Source organism: Psychrobacter sp. H8-1 (genome assembly GCF_904846575.1).
GTDB lineage: Bacteria > Pseudomonadota > Gammaproteobacteria > Pseudomonadales > Moraxellaceae > Psychrobacter > Psychrobacter fulvigenes.
Map to the genome: position 1 here is coordinate 176,195 of NZ_CAJHBG010000001.1, position 17,119 is coordinate 193,313.

The following is a 17,119-nucleotide window of genomic DNA, read 5'->3' on the forward strand; positions in this document are numbered from 1 at the left end:
CTATGAAGGATTCATATTCAAATAACGCATTAGAGCAAACCAATCTCAATGCTATATCAGATGATCAGCCTACAGGCAGCGAACTCACGATACCGCGCACCTTAAAGATTGCAGGAGCTGGAGTCATGGCTCTGGCGGTTGTCGCTTTTGGTGCACAGCAAGCACAGGCATTATCAGCACTTACGGTGGTAAATGGCATTACCTCTAGTGGCGGCGTAGGCGTTAGCAAAGACATTTTATACGGTGATGAGCCACTACAGGACTTAGATGTTTACTACCCAAAACCTTTAGTGCAAGCGATGCAAGCACAAACGGTGATTGACGAAACTTATCCCATAATAGTGTTCGTACACGGAGGCTCATGGGAGAATGGCAATAAAGAGGACTACGCTTTTGTCGGACAAAGTTTCGCTCAAGCAGGTTATGTTACGGTGGTGATTAATCATCGTAAAGCGCCTGATTATGTCTATCCTGCCTATGTTGAAGATACTGCAAAAGCGATTGCTTGGACTTATGACAATGCCGCCAGTCTTCATGCTGATAGGCAGCGTATAGCGGTCATCGGGCATTCCTCTGGTGCGTTTAATACCATTGCTGCTGTATCAAATGAAAGTTTTTTGGCACCCTATGGTATTAGCCCCAAAGATATTGCTGCTGTCGTCGGTATCGCCGGCCCTTATAGCTATGACTTTCGTAAGTTTAGCAATGCCATTGCCTTCCCTGCTGATGCCACCCCTGACGAGGTGATGCCCGATCGGAAAATTCAAGGCGCTCAGCCGCCATATCTATTGTTAACCGCCGAAAACGATAAGATTGTATATGACACCAATACCATCAAAATGACCCAAGCTCTGAAAGACTATGGCGCTACGGTTGAGACTGGTGAAATCAAAGGTGCCAGTCATGCGACCAGTATCGGTGCGATGGCACCGCCACTACGCTGGGTCAATGATGTGCGCGCGCAAGTGTTGGATTATTTGGACAAAACCCTTAACTAAACTGTGATACGGGCTTGATAAGTGCTTAATAGAGTAAATTGACTATCTAAAGATGACTACTTACGCTTATCGGTAGACAGTACTGTAAGATGTTCAAACTCTTGTTATAATGACGCCCTAATATAATGTATGGACGTTGTTTTTAACAATCTATACAGAGACTATTTTCAATATAATAATAGGACATTCTATGAGCATGAACGCTGACGATTTGATTGAGTTTTTGAAGCAACACTATCCCGACGCCTTTATCCAAGCGGCCAATCAAGGCAACAAGTTTGATGTACGCGTCGTAGATGCCAGTTTTGAAGGCAAACGTACCGTCCAACGCCAGCAGGCGGTCTACGCATTGGTGAATGATAAGATTGCCAGTGGTGACATACATGCGCTTAATATTCAAGCACTAACCCCTGCAGAGTGGGAAACCCAGTCACAGGGTTAGAGGCTTTTGGTTTTTGCATGGCCAGCCATTCAATTTAGAGCGTCTAGATTTAGACCTTTTAACTTCATGGCTCATTGCAATTCTTTTTACACATACAGATAGGTTATCACCTTTATGGATCAGTTTTTAATCACCGGTAGCAGTCGTATCGCAGGGGAAGTTACTATCTCTGGCGCCAAAAATGCCGCCTTGCCATTACTTGCGGCTATGATATTGGCCGAAACCCCAACGACACTGCATAATGTGCCCTCACTACAAGACGTGCGGACATTGATTGAGCTGATCTCAGGTATGGGCATCAAAATCCAAAAACAAGATGACACCGTCACTTGTGATACCAAAGACATCGACAACTATTATGCACCGTATGACTTGGTTAAGACCATGCGCGCGTCTATTCTAGTATTAGGGCCGTTGCTAGCCCGTTTTGGTGAAGCGGAAGTGTCATTGCCAGGCGGCTGTGCAATCGGCTCACGCCCAGTTGATCAACATCTCAAAGCCTTTACAGCGATGGGTGCGGAGATCACCGTAGAAAACGGTTATGTAAAAGCCCGTGCGCCCAAAGGTGGCCGCTTGATCGGTTGTAACTACTCATTTGATATGGTTACAGTAGGTGGTACTGAAAACGTCATCATGGCAGCCGCACTTGCCAACGGCACGACAGTGCTGGGTAATTGTGCGCTTGAGCCTGAAGTGGTCGACTTGGCGAATATGCTGGTCGCTATGGGTGCAAAAATCAGTGGTATTGGTACATCAACCATGACCATTGAAGGTGTTGAGCGTTTACATGGTTGTGAGTACTCAGTGGTCGCTGATCGTATCGAGACGGGTTCATATTTAGCAGGCGCGCTGATGACTCGCGGCGATGTGTTGACCAAAAAGACCGATGCTTCTTTACTCAGCCCAGTGCTTGAGAAGTTTGAGGCGATGGGCGCAACGATTACAACTGGTGATGATTGGATTCGTGCGCAGATGACAGGCCGTCCAAAACCTGTTGATATTCGTACGCAGCCACATCCCGGCTTCCCTACGGATATGCAAGCGCAGTTAATGGCGGTCTGCTGTCTGGCTGACGGTACCAGTACCATTATCGAAAATATCTTTGAGAACCGCTATATGCACGTGCCTGAGCTCAAGCGTCTAGGCGCGTCAATTAGAGTGGATGGTCATATGGCCATCGTAAAAGGGGTTGAGCGCTTTACCGCAGCGCCTGTAATGGCAACTGACCTGCGCGCTTCAATGTCATTAGTCATGGCGGCTGCCGCTGCTGAAGGCGAGAGTCTCATCGACCGTATTTACCATATCGATCGTGGCTATGAAGATGTTGAAAATAAACTGCGTGCGTTAGGGGTAAATATTGAACGTATCAATACCAACGATTAGTTTATAACGATTAGCTCAAAAGCCATTTTAAACAATATTGCTTTTTTAACTATAGTGTTTTAAAAGTGCCTTTTGAGCTTTATGCACGCTATGCCAATATACTCACGTGAAAATATTAATACTTCCCTCTAATCGGGGACACCAACCGTACACGGACACCATGCCATCATGACTGAGCAAACTGAACGCTTACAGAACAGCAGCTTATTAAATGAAGTAGACAACGAGTTTTCAGGTTTAACATTAGCCTTATCTAAAGGACGTATTTTAGAAGAGACGATGCCGTTATTGCAGGCAGCAGGCGTTGAGCTACTCGAAGATCCTGAAGCATCGCGCAAGCTGATTTTTCCTACCTCAAACCCAAATGTGCGCGTGCTTATCTTGCGAGCAAGTGACGTGCCGACCTATGTAGAGCATGGTGCTGCTGACTTTGGTGTTGCTGGCAAAGACGTACTCCTTGAGCATGGTGCCAATCATGTTTACGAGCTGCTAGATTTGCAAATCGCTCAGTGCAAGCTAATGACGGCGGGCGTCAAGGATGCCCCTTTACCTAATCGCCGTCTACGTATTGCTACCAAATATGTCAATGTCGCCCGCGCTTATTTTGCCAGTCAAGGTCAGCAAGTTGATGTTATCAAGCTTTATGGCTCAATGGAGCTTGCACCCTTAGTGGGATTGGGCGATTTGATCGTCGATGTGGTCGATACTGGCAACACCCTAAGAGCTAATGGTCTGGAGCCACGAGACCATATTTGTGATGTCTCTTCACGCCTGATTGTCAATCAAGTCAGCTACAAGCGTAAGTTTGCTTTGCTTGAGCCTATTCTTGAGAGCTTTAAAGACAGTATTGCTGCCGCTTCTTAGTTAACTTAGATGATTTTTATCATTGATAATACCAAGTATGGTCATGCATATTTTTAAACCAGTTTAGCGCCTAGAAATAGATATAGCGTGCTAAACTGGTTTTATTGTCTCTGCTTGCCAGAAAGTAAAAGCCCAGTATAATTTGGGTAAGATAATAACTTATGTTCAACTTAGGGCCTGTTAAGTATAGGGTTAAAACAATCATGTATAAGCCAACACTAGCAGCCTTGTGTTCTTTTTAGATTGAATCGACTATAGTAGTGTTTTATGCTCAAACATAGGATTAGGTCATGCGCCAGTTAAATACTCAAGATACTGATTTTGAACAACAACTAACCACGCTACTTGCGTTTGAAACAGTTAATGATACTGATTTATTAAAGACTGTGGATGATATTATCGCGCAAGTGCGCCGTGATGGTGATAGCGTAGTGCTGGGCTTGACTCAGAAGTTTGATCAGCATCCAGCGACAAATATGCAGGAGTTAGAGCTGTCAAAAGAAGCGCTTGTTGCAGCTTTTGAAGACTTAGATGAAGAAGTAAAAACAGCCTTGATGACAGCTGCAACGCGGGTACAGACATTTCATGAGCGGCAAGTGCAAGAGAGTTGGCAATATGAGGATGAGCTGGGCAATCGCTTAGGTCAGAAAGTGACGCCGCTTGATCGCGTTGGTATTTATGTACCGGGTGGACTGGCCTCTTATCCGTCTTCTGTACTTATGAACGCCATTCCTGCCAAAGTTGCGGGCGTTAAAGAAGTGATCATGGTCGTACCAGCGCCCAAAGGTATCCTTAATCCATTAGTATTGGCAGCAGCGCACTTAGCACAGGTCGATCGCGTGTTTACTATTGGCGGCGCGCAAGCGGTAGCAGCATTAGCCTATGGTACCCAAACCATTCCGCAAGTCGATAAAATTACTGGCCCTGGTAATAAATACGTCGCGGCGGCCAAACGAGCTGTATTTGGCCAAGTAGGTATTGATATGATTGCTGGTCCATCTGAGGTGTTGGTATATGCAGAAGGTTCGGCAAATGATCGCGCTGACTGGCTTGCTATGGATTTGTTATCACAAGCTGAGCATGACCGAGTTGCCCAAGCCATCTTTGTGACGACAAGTAGCGAGCAACTTGATGCAGTAGCAGTAGAGATTGACAAAGCATTGGCAGAACTGCCAAAAGCAGATATTGCCCGCGACTCCCTACAAAACCGCGGCGCTCTTATCTTAGTCAGAGATAGAGCAGAGGGTATGGCAGTCATCAACCGTGTGGCACCAGAACATTTAGAGCTGTCTGTTGATGATCCAGATAGCCTGCTGGGCGATATTCGCCATGCTGGTGCTATCTTTATGGGACGGCATACGCCTGAGGCGATCGGTGACTACTGTGCAGGGCCCAACCATGTATTGCCAACTTCAGGTACCGCACGCTTTTCTTCACCACTGGGTGTGTATGACTTCCAAAAGAAGTCATCGATTATCTATTGTACTGAAAGCGGCAGTAAACCGTTGGCTAAGACGGCAGACATATTAGCGCAGCGGGAAGACTTAGAGGCGCATGCCCGTTCAGCTCGCTACCGTTATCAGTAGTATTATTCACTATGGCTAGTGCTGGTTCGGTATTAGCCATATGTAGACTTATTTTATAATCATTTATGCGGCCAATATTAGGATAACTTATGAGTGAGCAAAAAATAGACAACAGACTTTGGTCAAATACAGCCCGTAACTTGTCGCCATACGTACCTGGTGAGCAGCCTCAACATGATAATTTATGCAAACTGAATACCAATGAAAACCCATTTCCGCCATCACCTAAGGTGGTAGAGGCCATCTCGAACGTCTTAGCTCAGCAAGCCGATGCCCTGCGTTTATATCCAGCGCCTGAGTCTGATGAGCTGCGTACAGCGTTAGCAGATTTATACAATCTGAATCTCAACCAAGTGTTTGTAGGCAATGGTTCAGATGAGGTTTTAGCATTGGTATTTGCCAGCTTCTTCCTCAAAGAGCGTCCTGTTTTATCACCAGATATCGGCTATAGTTTTTATCCTGTTTATGCGCAGACCTTTGGCATAGAGCTGGTACAGATCGCGCTTGCAGAAGACTTTAGTATTGATCCTGATACTTACCGCCAACCTTGTAGCGGCATCATCATTGCCAATCCTAATGCTCCAACAGGCTTACTGTTACCCTTGGCAGATATTCGTAAGCTTGCCAGTGAGCACTCAAACTCAGTGGTTGTCATTGATGAGGCTTATATAGACTTTGCGCAAGCTGACGCAGACAGTGATGAGACAGAGGTATCAGCAGTAAGCTTGATCAATGACTTTGAAAACATATTGGTCACCCAAACCTTTTCAAAGTCGCGTTCGCTGGCAGGACTGCGCGTAGGGATGGCCTTCGGTAATGCGTCATTGATTGAAGCACTGACCCGCATGAAAAACAGCTTCAATAGCTATCCATTAGATAAGTTAGCACAAGCTGGCGCCACAGCCAGTGTGCTAGACAAGCCTTATTTTGAACAGACTTGCCAGCAAGTCATTGACTTGCGTGAGTCGCTGACGGAGCAGCTTACTGGTTTGGGCTACCAAGTGTTGCCATCACATGCGAACTTCGTATTTGCCCGCCCTCAGGATGGCAATGCGAGTGAGGTCGCTGAGGTGCTACGTGAGCAAGGCATCATTGTGCGTCATTTTGACAAACCCCGTACCAAAGAGTACCTGCGCATTACTGTTGGCACGCAAGAGCAGAACGAACGCTTGATTAGTGCACTTACTGCCATGCAGACTGAATAAGGCTAATGCATGCTTATCAGTGGCAAAGAAACTGCCGGCTCTAAAGAAACGGTTTGTTCTAAAGAAAATAGTAGACAGGCGCTGTTAATCAGCGCCTGCTTGTTAGGCCAACCTGTACGTTATGATGGTGATCATGCACAGATAAGTGCCGCATTAATGACTCAGCTAAACACCAATTTTACCTTAGTGCCGATTTGTCCTGAATTGCTAGGTGGGTTATCCACACCGCGTCTGCCTGCAGAAATAGTGTGTCAGGACGAACGAATTGAGGTTATTAATATCTTGGGAGAAAATCTGACAGATGCGTTTCATGGTGGTGCAAATAAAGCAGGTGATATTGCACTGCAACATGGAATCAAGCGCGCATTACTGAAGTCAAAAAGCCCTTCTTGTGGCAGTGGCTTAATCTATGACGGTAGCTTTACTGGTCGCTTGCGTGCAGGCAATGGCATAACGACGCAGCACTTACAGAGCATAGGCGTGCAGGTTTTTCATGAAGATGAAATTGAATTACTTCTCACTGATATCTAGCAGGCAGCCAGTTAATTATTAAAATAGCTATTCTTGCAGCAATACCTTTAACAAGTTGCCAACCTTATCGAGACATTCTTGGTATTCTTCGTCACGATCAGAGGCGACAGTGATACCGCCGCCTGCCCACAAGCTGACCTCTGTCTCGGCAGTTGCTAAGCTATTGGCCTGCAATGTACGAATCAGCACATTCCATTGTCCGCTACCATCAAAGTTCATATAACCCATGCTGCCGCAATAAGCGCCACGCGCTGATGCCTCTAGCTCAGAGATGATTTCAACGGCGCGTTTTTTGGGCGTGCCAGTGATTGAGCCAGCTGGCAGACTACCAAATAATACCGCTAACGGATGCGCCTCTGGCTTTAGCTCAGCAGTAATGGTACTGACCATATGATGAACGTTGCTAAAGCTTTCAATCGCGAATAGATGCGGCACCTTCACACTGCCAGTCTTGGCATACTTGCCCAAATCATTGCGCAATAAATCAACAATCATCACATTCTCAGCGCGATCTTTATCGCTGTCTACCAGTTGCTGCTTTAAGGCCAAATCTTGCTCAGTATCGCTCCCTCTTGGACGCGTGCCTTTAATGGGTTTGGTGCGAATATAATGAGCAGTCGTATCACGCTCTTTTATAAAGGTAAAAAACAGCTCAGGTGAGCAGCTTAATAGCTCAAAGCATAAAGCTGATTTATCAGTGCTGTTGACCCCTAAGTATCCCGCGAACGGTGCTTGTGTATTGTGGTGCAGGGCAGGTAAGTAGTCAATCAGCGTGGCTACTGCTTTATCATTGCGGCTTTTTTGATCGGCAGTCGAGCTTTTATGCTTATTAAGCAAGCGCCCCTGCCACGCTTGGGTCAGGTTTATTTGATAGCAGTCGCCCTGTTGTAGATAGTCTTGAGTTTGCGCAAATGCCTGTTGATAGTCAGCTTTATGCCATCGCGCTTTCAATACTAAGGCTGCGGGTTGGCAATCAGCTTTGTTTTCTGTGTTGGATAAGTCATTGTCTAGAGTATCTAAGTACGATACAAGGGCTGCGAGTGTTGCCTCACTATCAGGATTTAGATCAATCGTATTTAACGTCCATCCCGTTTTTTTATCCGAAGGGGTGAGGTATGTATCGTAATGCCCCAGTACAGCGCAAGGCTGTGCTGCCAACTCAATCTTAGCAGCAGGGCTCAGCTCATGAGCAGCAATATCATAACCGATAAAACCAATAAGACCGTGATGATAGCTGGGCTGGTTGTCATTTTCGTTGCTTATCGTCAGAGTGCTGTTATGGATGTGGTCACTGTCATAACTTTGACTATAAGCAATCAACTCCTCTTGCCAGTTGGCATAGCTCATAGATGTTGTCGTCATTTTGATAGTGTCATCACGACTGGTTCTTATGACTTTATACAAGGACGGTTGCTTACTCGCTGTTTGCAAATCAGCAGCTGAGTGAATAGGGACATTGCTACGGGGTTGGCTGTGACCATTATCGTCATCGACATACACACGCCACGCCATTTTAGGCAGCAAGCCAATCACTGATCGTCCATCATTATTTAGCCAGACTAGCTGCCAATTTACCTGAGAGTTTTTTTTCATCAAATGCTGTTGTAGCTTGGGCAACAGCTCTGCAGCAGGCAAGTCGCCAAAACGCCAGCTGGATTTTTCAGCTGGCGTTTCGGTAGAGTTGGTTGGCTTTACTACATTTTTAGAAGGTATTGGTGTAACCATAACTTAGGCGTCAAACTTTTTTATAATTAAGGTAGCGTTGGTACCACCAAAGCCAAAGCTATTGCTCATCAGCGTATTTAGCTTGGTTTCACGTAGCTCAGCGACGATGTCAAATGGCTCTGCTGCCGCATCGAGCTGGTCGATATTGATGCTTGGTGCAATGAAACCTTCTTGTAGCATCAGTAGGCAGTAGATCAGCTCTTGTGCACCAACGGCTCCTAGGCTATGACCAGTCATTGATTTGGTTGAGCTGATCGGTGGTACAGAGTTTTTAGTGTCAGTATCATCGTCAGAAGCAAATACTTTAGCAATGGCTTTTAGCTCAGTGATATCACCGAGTGGTGTGCTGGTACCGTGGCTATTGATGTAGTCAACACGCTCCAGACCTGCTTGCGCCAGTGCCAGCTGCATACAGCGCACCGCACCTTCACCGCTTGGTGCGACCATCTCTGCACCATCTGAGCTGGCACCATAACCGACGATTTCTGCCAAAATATTTGCGCCACGCGCCTCAGCATGTTCAAGACTTTCAACCACCACCATAGCGCCACCAGCAGCAATCACAAATCCATCACGGTCTTTGTCATAGGCTCTTGATGCTTGTTCTGGTGTGTCATTATACTGAGTGCTCACCGCGCCCATCGCATCAAACATACAAGACTGGGTCCAGTGCTCAGCTTCGCTACCTCCCGCCAGTACCACATCAGCTTTGCCTAACTGAATTAGCTCAGCGGCATGTCCGATGCAATGGGTTGAGGTTGCGCAAGCAGAAGACAAAGAGTAAGAAACCCCTTGGATTTTAAGACCCGTCGCCAGCGCTGCCGATACTGAGCTGCCCATGGTTTTTGGGACCGCCATCGCGCCGACACCGCGTAGGCCTTTTTCACGCATGGCATCTATCGCATTAACGATGTTTTCAGTGGACGCACCGCCAGAGCTTGCGACCAAGGCGATACGTGGATTATGGTTGATGGTCTCAAGTGATAGACCAGAGTGCTCGATAGCATTTAAGGCGCTCACGTAAGCATAGAGACTAGCATCACTAAAAAACCGTTTCAGCTTACGATCAATAGCAGTCGTATCAAGCTCAGCTTTATCGATACTGCCGCTCACGTGCGATTTAAATCCATGTTCAGCATAGCTTTCATTAAAAGTAATGCCAGACCTTCCTTGTTTCAGCGCTGACGTGACAGTGTCTAAATCATGTCCGATACAAGAGACAATCCCTGCTCCAGTGATAACAACTCGGCGCATACTCTATTCCTTCTTTAAGTGCTTTATAATGATGAATCTTCTGGTATCAACGTAAAATCAATTAATTCAAATGTGAGCTTAGCCAGTAGCTAGTTTATCAGACAAGCTGTGCTCACTAGCGAAGTTGTTAATATAGATAATTGACATACGGTTGGTTATATTGGCATTTGTTGAGCCATTAGACTAATGATACCTCAATTCAGGATGCGATAATGTATAAAGGCTGCAAATTTATCATTCAAACATCAGATAAAGCGTACTTAGACGACGTCTTTGACTAAAAATAAATCATACTTCTGGATACAAAATTTGCGTTTACGATAACATTGTTAGCACTGACACAGGCGGGCGTTTTTGGCTATTATAATGTCTTAAGCAGCAATTCAAATATAAAGTGCCAATTAGTATCATGAGTATAGACCTCATGGTGTTTGTTTTAAGTTTACAATTGCATTGGTACTCTTTACTATTTACTATAAAAATTAATAATCAACCAAAAACTTCATCATTTTAAGGATATAACGATGGCAAAGCGCAGCACTTTATCAGCCGGTCTTAGTACAGTAGGTCATTTTACTCGCAACAATCTTGAGCGTATGGGCTCACTCATTGATAGTGCAAACGCAAAGACTAGTAAGCCTCGTCAATATAAAGCGGTTGATTTAGGCGACAATGATTATCAGCAAGACTTGTTTCGTGAGCAGACCTTAAAGGCGACCCAGCAACTCTTAGGAAACCGTTTTGCAACTTACGGTAAGTATGCCAAAAAAGTCGTACCGAACAGCTTATTTCAGTCCACTCTTGATGGTGCTTTTGCACAAGTGGCTATGTTGGCTGCGAGATGGAGTCAGTTAGATCTGCCAAGTGAGCATCGTTTTGCTGACGTTAGTAACTTAGATGATGAAGAGCGTTATGCGCTAGCAACTGACATTGCCAATCAAAACCGAGCATTGGCCACATTAGGCGGTATTACTGGACTAGCGGGTTTACCAGGCTTGTTGGCTGATACCTTATGGTTGTTATTGGTATCCTTACGTACTGTTTATCAGCTGGCCGCTGTATATGACCGTCCACTAACGGGTAAGCAAGGTGTAAAGATGGCCTATGAGCTGCTTGCCAGTGCAGACCTGAGTAAGATGCAAGAAAAGCAAGCGTTGCTCGCAGGGATTGGCGTTGGCAAAGGACTACTCGATAATGCACAAAGCCGTGGTCTACATAGTGAGCTGAAAAACCTAGGTCTCAAAAACCAAAATGTGAGTTTTTATGCTGAACAAGTGGATAAGGTTGCTGGGCAAGTCGGTGTCGATCTGGATCAAATCAATCTGGCTTGGATACGCAAACTGCTACCGATCACTGCTGTAGGCGTTGGTATGCATTATAATAGTCATTTGATTGATGAAGTGATTGGTGTCGCCCAAGCAACTTTTGCGCCAGAGCCAAAGCTTGCAAAAATCACTGATGATAGTGGCAGTGAAGCAAAAGTCAGTGAAACTAAAGCTGACGAAAGCAAAAAATCTGACGAAACTAATGCCAGCGAAGCGAAGAGTGATGAGCAAAATAACAATACAGTGAGCGAAGCAGCAGCCCACACGGATAAGTCATCGGATGATGAGGCAGAAAATCAGTCAGATGCAGAGCTAGAAAAAACAAAAGCAGATGAGACCGAAAACGCTACCAATAAAAAGTAGAAAGTAAAAAGTAGAGAATTTTTGGTTAAAACGAATGTGTAAAGATATCGTCCGAGAGTAGCACTGACAAAGTGCTACTAAAAAAGTAAAGATAAGTGAAGTGGTTTTGTTATATCACTTGAAATTTCAGACGATATCACCATTTACTATTCACAAAGATATAGAGTCTGTTGAACATTCAAATGCTCAACTAGATACCAAGCAAGTAGTAGCGTATACTTAATGCATATCTTTTAAGTATTGTAAAGTACAACTCGCTATAAGTAGTTGAAATAGCAGCAACATATCTTTATAATACACTGTCCTAAAAATGGGTTCCCCAAAAATCCACGCATGACGTGAGATGGATGGTGGATTGGCCCATTTTTTTGTTTTATACCAAACGGGAGAAGGATGCCTTATGGCAACAACTAACCAATTGATTCGTAAAGGTCGCAAATCCATCAAGGAAAAGTCAAAAGTTCCTGCGTTGGAAGCGTGCCCACAGCGTCGCGGCGTATGTACTCGCGTATATACTACCACGCCAAAAAAGCCAAACTCAGCCATGCGTAAAGTTTGTCGTGTACGTTTGACTTCAGGTTATGAAGTATCAAGCTACATCGGCGGCGAAGGTCATAACCTACAAGAACACAGTGTTGTACTTATCCGTGGTGGTCGTGTAAAAGACCTACCAGGTGTACGTTATCACACCGTTCGTGGTGCTCTTGACTGCGCAGGCGTAAAAGACCGTAAACAAGGTCGTTCTAAATACGGTGCAAAAAAACCTAAAGCTTAATATTAGCCTAGCGTTTTATTGTACACCCCATTAACTGTGCATGGGTTCGGTGCATGCAGGATAAGCTCATTATATAAATAGCTTGCCGCCATGACATACCACCATGCAGTAAGGCTGACTGACAAATCGCCGCTACGCCACGCATACTATTGCTAGTGCGAATTGTGAATGTCAGACACTCCTGAAGACAAGGAAAATTATTATGCCAAGACGTCGCGTCGTTGCTACCCGTGAGATCCTTCCAGATCCTAAGTTTGGTAGCCAAACCATCGCTAAATTCATCAACCACGTGATGAGTGATGGTAAAAAATCTACTGCTGAGCGTATCGTTTACGGTGCACTTGAAACAGTAAGCCAAAAGCGTAACATCGAAGATCCAGTATCTTTTTTTGAAGATGTGCTTGAAAACGTCCGCCCAATGGTTGAAGTGAAAGCTCGCCGTGTTGGTGGTGCTACTTATCAAGTACCAATGGAAGTACGCCCCTCCCGTCGTACTGCCTTGGCTATGCGTTGGTTAGCTGAAGCTGCTGCTAAGCGTTCTGAAAAATCAATGGCTCTGCGTCTTGCAGGCGAATTGAGTGATGCATCAGAAGGTAAAGGTAATGCTATGAAAAAGCGTGACGAAGTTCACCGCATGGCAGATGCGAACAAAGCATTCTCACATTACCGCTTCTAAAAAGCAGCTTAATGCTGACACTCATGGTCAGTCAGACGCCGTTGTAGGTTTAGCTGATTGGTCATGAGACACAGTTATTATGACTGCTACATTATTGTTTATTCGTTCTATTGATGCCGTCATCATTCACTCAGTTGTTAGATAGCTTAGTCTATTAGTTAACTGAGATGGCGGACATCTATCATGATGCTGTTCTAACAAGAAAGTGTCCCAAACTCGATGCCACTATATTCTTATTATTTGCTTTTATTTTGACCGTATTAGGTTCATCAATCAGCAAGTAAATAAAGCTGACTGCTTTTGTACAAGAGTATGCGGTTGAGAAGATCAAGGCATTAATAAATACACGAATTTCCCTAGGAAAAAACTATGGCTCGTAAAACTCCCCTAAAGCGCTATCGCAATATTGGTATTTCAGCGCACATTGATGCTGGTAAAACAACGACGACAGAGCGTATTTTGTTTTATACCGGTAAAAATCACCAGCTTGGCGAAACTCATGACGGTGGAGCAACAATGGACTGGATGGAGCAAGAGCAGGAGCGTGGTATTACCATTACTTCGGCTGCAACTACTTGTTTCTGGTCTGGTATGGATCAACAATTTCCAGAGCATCGTATTAACATCATTGATACCCCAGGTCACGTTGACTTTACGATCGAAGTAGAGCGTTCAATGCGTGTACTTGATGGTGCCTGCATGGTTTATTGTGCAGTAGGCGGCGTTCAGCCACAGTCTGAAACTGTATGGCGTCAAGCGAACAAATACAAAGTTCCACGTCTTGCTTTTGTCAACAAAATGGACCGCGTTGGTGCAGACTTCTATCGAGTGATAGAACAAGTCAAAACCCGTCTTGGCGGTAATCCAGTACCAGTTGTCATTCCAATTGGTAAAGAAGATGACTTTGAAGGTGTTATTGATCTAGTCACTATGAAAGCCATCTATTGGGATACAGACTCTCAAGGCATGAAGTTTGAAGAGCGTGAAGTGCCCGTTGAGCTTTTAGAAAAAGCAACAGAATGGCGCAACAACTTAGTTGAAAGTGCTGCTGAAGCTAGCGAAGAGCTGATGGACAAGTATCTTGAAGGTGAAGAGCTGACTGTAGAAGAGATTCATGCAGCCATTCGTCAGCGTACTATCGCTAACGAAATCATTCCAATGCTTTGTGGTACTGCCTTTAAAAACAAAGGTGTACAAAAAATGTTGGATTCAGTTATCCAATATATGCCTGCACCAATGGATGTACCTGAGATTACAGGTATCCTAAATGATAAAGATGAAACTGAAGGGACTCGTCCAGCTTCTGATGAGGCACCATTTGCTGCACTAGCGTTTAAGGTAATGAACGACAAGTTCGTAGGTAACCTTACTTTCGTACGTGTATATTCAGGTGTTATTAAGCAGGGTGATAGTATTTATAACCCAGTTAAGATGAAGCGTGAGCGTATTGGCCGTATCGTTGAGATGCATGCTGAGTCTCAAGAAACTCTAGAAGAGATTCGTGCTGGTGATATCGCTGCTTTAGTTGGTATGAAAGATGTCGGTACTGGTGATACGCTATGTGATGAAAGCAATGTCATCACCCTTGAGCGTATGGAATTCCCTGAGCCAGTGATCAGTCTTGCCGTTGAGCCTAAGACTAAAGCCGACCAAGAAAAAATGTCAATGGCGTTGGGTCGTCTTGCTAAAGAAGATCCATCATTCCGTGTTCATACGGATGAAGAGTCAGGTCAGACCATCATCAGTGGTATGGGTGAGCTACACTTAGAAATTCTTGTTGATCGTATGAAGCGTGAATTTAAAGTTGAAGCAAACATCGGTGCACCGCAAGTTGCATACCGTGAAACGATCCGTAACGGTGTTGAGCAAGAAGGTAAGTTCGTACGTCAGACAGGTGGTCGTGGTAAATTCGGTCACGTTTGGTTACGTCTTGAGCCACTTGATCCAGCAGGCGAAGTTGAGTACGAATTCACTGAAGAAGTTGTCGGTGGTGTGGTACCAAAAGAATTCCATAACGCTGTTGACAAAGGTATTCAAGAGCGCATGAAGAATGGTATTTTGGCCGGTTACCCAATCGTTGGCGTAAAAGCGACATTGTATGATGGTTCTTACCATGATGTTGACTCGGATGAGCTATCATTTAAGATGGCTGGTTCTATTGCTTTCAGAAAAGGCTTCTTAGCAGCAAACCCAGCACTTCTTGAGCCTATCATGAAGGTTGAAGTAGAGACTCCAGAAGAGTACATGGGTGATATCATGGGTGACCTAAACCGTCGTCGTGGTATGGTTCAAGGCATGGACGATCTACCTGGTGGCACTAAGCAAATTCGTGCTGAAGTACCATTAGCAGAAATGTTTGGTTATGCAACCAACCTTCGTTCACAGTCTCAAGGCCGTGCAACATACTCTATGGAATTCCAAAAGTATGCTGAAACGCCTAAGTCTGTCGCTGATGAGATCATGAAGAAGTTCACTAGTAAAGACGAAGAAGAGTAAGTAAAAATCAATTAATGGTGACTATATAAAGTTTGCCTTTGTATAGTCATCACTTAATAGCCAATAACTTGTGAAAAGACTTGTTATTGGCCATGATTTTCTTATAATATCTGCACACTGCATGTGCAACCTTTTAACAATTATCTTAATGTGGTTAGAATTGCTTTAGCGACAGTATAAATATGAGCTAAGCACCGACCCCAAATAAAGAGGAAATACTCATGGCAAAGGCCAAGTTTGAACGCAACAAGCCACACGTCAACGTCGGCACCATCGGACACGTTGACCATGGTAAAACAACCCTAACAGCCGCTATCGCAACCGTAGCAGCCATCACCTCTGGCGGCGAAGCCAAAGACTACGCAGCCATCGACAGCGCCCCAGAAGAAAAAGCGCGTGGCATCACCATCAACACCTCACACGTAGAATATGACACCGAAACCCGTCACTACGCCCACGTTGATTGCCCAGGTCACGCCGACTATGTTAAAAACATGATCACTGGTGCAGCCCAAATGGACGGCGCGATCCTAGTCGTATCAGCGACTGACGGCCCAATGCCACAAACCCGTGAGCACATCCTGCTATCACGTCAGGTTGGCGTACCGTACATCATCGTATTCATGAACAAATGCGACCTAGTTGACGACGAAGAGCTACTAGAGCTCGTAGAAATGGAAGTTCGCGAACTTCTTAACGACTACGACTTCCCAGGCGACGACACCCCAATCGTAAAAGGCAGTGCCACCCAAGCCCTAAAAGGCGACGAAGGCAAATACGGCCAACCAGCTGTTGTAGAACTACTAGGCATCCTAGACACCTACATCCCAGAGCCAGAGCGTGACGTCGACAAAGCATTCCTAATGCCAATCGAAGACGTATTCTCAATCTCAGGTCGTGGTACCGTTGTTACAGGCCGTGTTGAATCAGGTATCGTCCGCGTTGGCGACGAAATCGAAATCGTCGGTATCCGTGACACCCAAAAAACCACCTGTACTGGTGTAGAGATGTTCCGTAAACTGCTTGACGAAGGTCGTGCAGGCGAAAACTGTGGCGTACTACTACGTGGTACCAAGCGTGAAGACGTTCAACGTGGCCAAGTACTTGCTAAGCCAGGTTCAATCACCCCGCACACCAAATTTGACGCAGAAGTATACGTACTGTCAAAAGAAGAAGGTGGTCGTCATACTCCGTTCCTAAACGGCTATCGTCCACAGTTCTACTTCCGTACCACTGACGTAACTGGCGCAATCCAATTACAAGACGGTACAGAAATGGTTATGCCTGGTGACAACGTTGAGATGGGCGTAGAGCTTATCCATCCAATCGCTATGGACAAAGGCCTACGCTTCGCTATTCGTGAAGGCGGCCGTACTGTAGGTGCTGGTGTTGTTGCTAACGTACTTAGCTAAGTTTAACCAAGTCAGAGTAATCTGACAGAGGTTATGTAGCGAAACAAAAGCCATCCTTGATTAAGGGTGGCTTTTTTTATGCAG

The 17,119-nt window shown here is 45.2% G+C and carries 14 protein-coding genes; 12 read left to right on the top strand and 2 right to left on the bottom strand.

The genetic code is table 11. The features are described from left to right. The first annotated feature begins 2 nt into the window (after window positions 1-2). The 7 genes from JMY01_RS00805 (at window position 3) to JMY01_RS00835 (ending at window position 7,009) form a co-directional block, all read left to right on the top strand. Complete coding sequence (locus tag JMY01_RS00805) at window positions 3-998, top strand: alpha/beta hydrolase (RefSeq protein WP_227677611.1); 996 nt, start codon at window positions 3-5, stop codon at window positions 996-998. Between the two features lie 190 nt (window positions 999-1,188). Further along, window positions 1,189-1,440 carry a BolA/IbaG family iron-sulfur metabolism protein gene (locus JMY01_RS00810; protein ID WP_307781387.1) on the top strand — a complete coding sequence of 84 codons (252 nt, stop codon included), beginning with the start codon at window positions 1,189-1,191 and terminating at the stop codon, window positions 1,438-1,440. Window positions 1,441-1,554: 114 nt separating this feature from the next. After that, on the top strand, window positions 1,555-2,823 hold the full coding sequence (gene murA / locus JMY01_RS00815) for a UDP-N-acetylglucosamine 1-carboxyvinyltransferase (RefSeq protein ID WP_201573614.1): 1,269 nt from the start codon (window positions 1,555-1,557) through the stop codon (window positions 2,821-2,823). Between the two features lie 168 nt (window positions 2,824-2,991). Next, window positions 2,992-3,687 carry an ATP phosphoribosyltransferase gene (gene hisG, locus JMY01_RS00820; RefSeq protein ID WP_201573623.1) on the top strand — a complete coding sequence of 232 codons (696 nt, stop codon included), beginning with the start codon at window positions 2,992-2,994 and terminating at the stop codon, window positions 3,685-3,687. Between the two features lie 290 nt (window positions 3,688-3,977). Further along, a complete protein-coding gene (gene hisD / locus JMY01_RS00825; RefSeq protein WP_201573625.1) occupies window positions 3,978-5,273 on the top strand; it encodes a histidinol dehydrogenase in 1,296 nt (431 codons plus the stop codon). Between the two features lie 89 nt (window positions 5,274-5,362). After that, on the top strand, window positions 5,363-6,478 hold the full coding sequence (hisC, locus tag JMY01_RS00830) for a histidinol-phosphate transaminase (RefSeq protein WP_201573627.1): 1,116 nt from the start codon (window positions 5,363-5,365) through the stop codon (window positions 6,476-6,478). A gap of 9 nt (window positions 6,479-6,487) precedes the next feature. After that, the gene (locus tag JMY01_RS00835; RefSeq protein WP_201573629.1) at window positions 6,488-7,009 is read left to right on the top strand and encodes a DUF523 domain-containing protein; all 522 of its coding nucleotides are present in this window, start codon (window positions 6,488-6,490) and stop codon (window positions 7,007-7,009) included. Between the two features lie 27 nt (window positions 7,010-7,036). Here JMY01_RS00835 and JMY01_RS00840 read toward each other — a convergent pair whose 3' ends face one another. Both JMY01_RS00840 and JMY01_RS00845 read right to left on the bottom strand, forming a co-directional pair. Beyond that, window positions 7,037-8,734, bottom strand: coding sequence for an anthranilate synthase component I family protein (locus JMY01_RS00840; protein WP_201573632.1), 1,698 nt, complete (start codon window positions 8,732-8,734; stop codon window positions 7,037-7,039). 3 nt (window positions 8,735-8,737) lie between these two features. Further along, entirely contained in the window at window positions 8,738-9,988 is a 1,251-nt protein-coding gene (locus tag JMY01_RS00845) for a beta-ketoacyl synthase N-terminal-like domain-containing protein (protein ID WP_201573634.1), read from the bottom strand. Between the two features lie 524 nt (window positions 9,989-10,512). Here JMY01_RS00845 and JMY01_RS00850 point away from each other — a divergent pair. The 5 genes from JMY01_RS00850 to tuf all read left to right on the top strand — a co-directional run bounded on the left by JMY01_RS00850 (window position 10,513) and on the right by tuf (window position 17,035). Then, window positions 10,513-11,676, top strand: a complete 1,164-nt coding sequence (locus tag JMY01_RS00850) for an EcsC family protein (RefSeq protein ID WP_201573636.1) — start codon at window positions 10,513-10,515, stop codon at window positions 11,674-11,676. 400 nt (window positions 11,677-12,076) lie between these two features. Then, window positions 12,077-12,451, top strand: a complete 375-nt coding sequence (rpsL, locus tag JMY01_RS00855; protein ID WP_201573638.1) for a 30S ribosomal protein S12 — start codon at window positions 12,077-12,079, stop codon at window positions 12,449-12,451. A gap of 202 nt (window positions 12,452-12,653) precedes the next feature. Continuing rightward, window positions 12,654-13,127, top strand: coding sequence for a 30S ribosomal protein S7 (rpsG, locus tag JMY01_RS00860; protein WP_201573646.1), 474 nt, complete (start codon window positions 12,654-12,656; stop codon window positions 13,125-13,127). A 369-nt stretch (window positions 13,128-13,496) separates the two neighbouring features. After that, on the top strand, window positions 13,497-15,623 hold the full coding sequence (gene fusA / locus JMY01_RS00865; protein WP_201573648.1) for an elongation factor G: 2,127 nt from the start codon (window positions 13,497-13,499) through the stop codon (window positions 15,621-15,623). A 221-nt stretch (window positions 15,624-15,844) separates the two neighbouring features. Beyond that, complete coding sequence (gene tuf / locus JMY01_RS00870) at window positions 15,845-17,035, top strand: elongation factor Tu (RefSeq protein WP_201573650.1); 1,191 nt, start codon at window positions 15,845-15,847, stop codon at window positions 17,033-17,035. Window positions 17,036-17,119: the final 84 nt, after the last annotated feature.

What these genes read in the sequence shown, in the direction of transcription:
- JMY01_RS00805 (WP_227677611.1), top strand. Translation starts at nt 3, where the DNA reads ATGAAGGATTCATATTCAAATAACGCATTAGAGCAAACCAATCTCAAT.
- JMY01_RS00810 (WP_307781387.1), top strand. Translation starts at nt 1,189, where the DNA reads ATGAGCATGAACGCTGACGATTTGATTGAGTTTTTGAAGCAACACTAT.
- murA (WP_201573614.1), top strand. Translation starts at nt 1,555, where the DNA reads ATGGATCAGTTTTTAATCACCGGTAGCAGTCGTATCGCAGGGGAAGTT.
- hisG (WP_201573623.1), top strand. Translation starts at nt 2,992, where the DNA reads ATGACTGAGCAAACTGAACGCTTACAGAACAGCAGCTTATTAAATGAA.
- hisD (WP_201573625.1), top strand. Translation starts at nt 3,978, where the DNA reads ATGCGCCAGTTAAATACTCAAGATACTGATTTTGAACAACAACTAACC.
- hisC (WP_201573627.1), top strand. Translation starts at nt 5,363, where the DNA reads ATGAGTGAGCAAAAAATAGACAACAGACTTTGGTCAAATACAGCCCGT.
- JMY01_RS00835 (WP_201573629.1), top strand. Translation starts at nt 6,488, where the DNA reads ATGCTTATCAGTGGCAAAGAAACTGCCGGCTCTAAAGAAACGGTTTGT.
- JMY01_RS00840 (WP_201573632.1), bottom strand. Translation starts at nt 8,734, where the DNA reads ATGGTTACACCAATACCTTCTAAAAATGTAGTAAAGCCAACCAACTCT.
- JMY01_RS00845 (WP_201573634.1), bottom strand. Translation starts at nt 9,988, where the DNA reads ATGCGCCGAGTTGTTATCACTGGAGCAGGGATTGTCTCTTGTATCGGA.
- JMY01_RS00850 (WP_201573636.1), top strand. Translation starts at nt 10,513, where the DNA reads ATGGCAAAGCGCAGCACTTTATCAGCCGGTCTTAGTACAGTAGGTCAT.
- rpsL (WP_201573638.1), top strand. Translation starts at nt 12,077, where the DNA reads ATGGCAACAACTAACCAATTGATTCGTAAAGGTCGCAAATCCATCAAG.
- rpsG (WP_201573646.1), top strand. Translation starts at nt 12,654, where the DNA reads ATGCCAAGACGTCGCGTCGTTGCTACCCGTGAGATCCTTCCAGATCCT.
- fusA (WP_201573648.1), top strand. Translation starts at nt 13,497, where the DNA reads ATGGCTCGTAAAACTCCCCTAAAGCGCTATCGCAATATTGGTATTTCA.
- tuf (WP_201573650.1), top strand. Translation starts at nt 15,845, where the DNA reads ATGGCAAAGGCCAAGTTTGAACGCAACAAGCCACACGTCAACGTCGGC.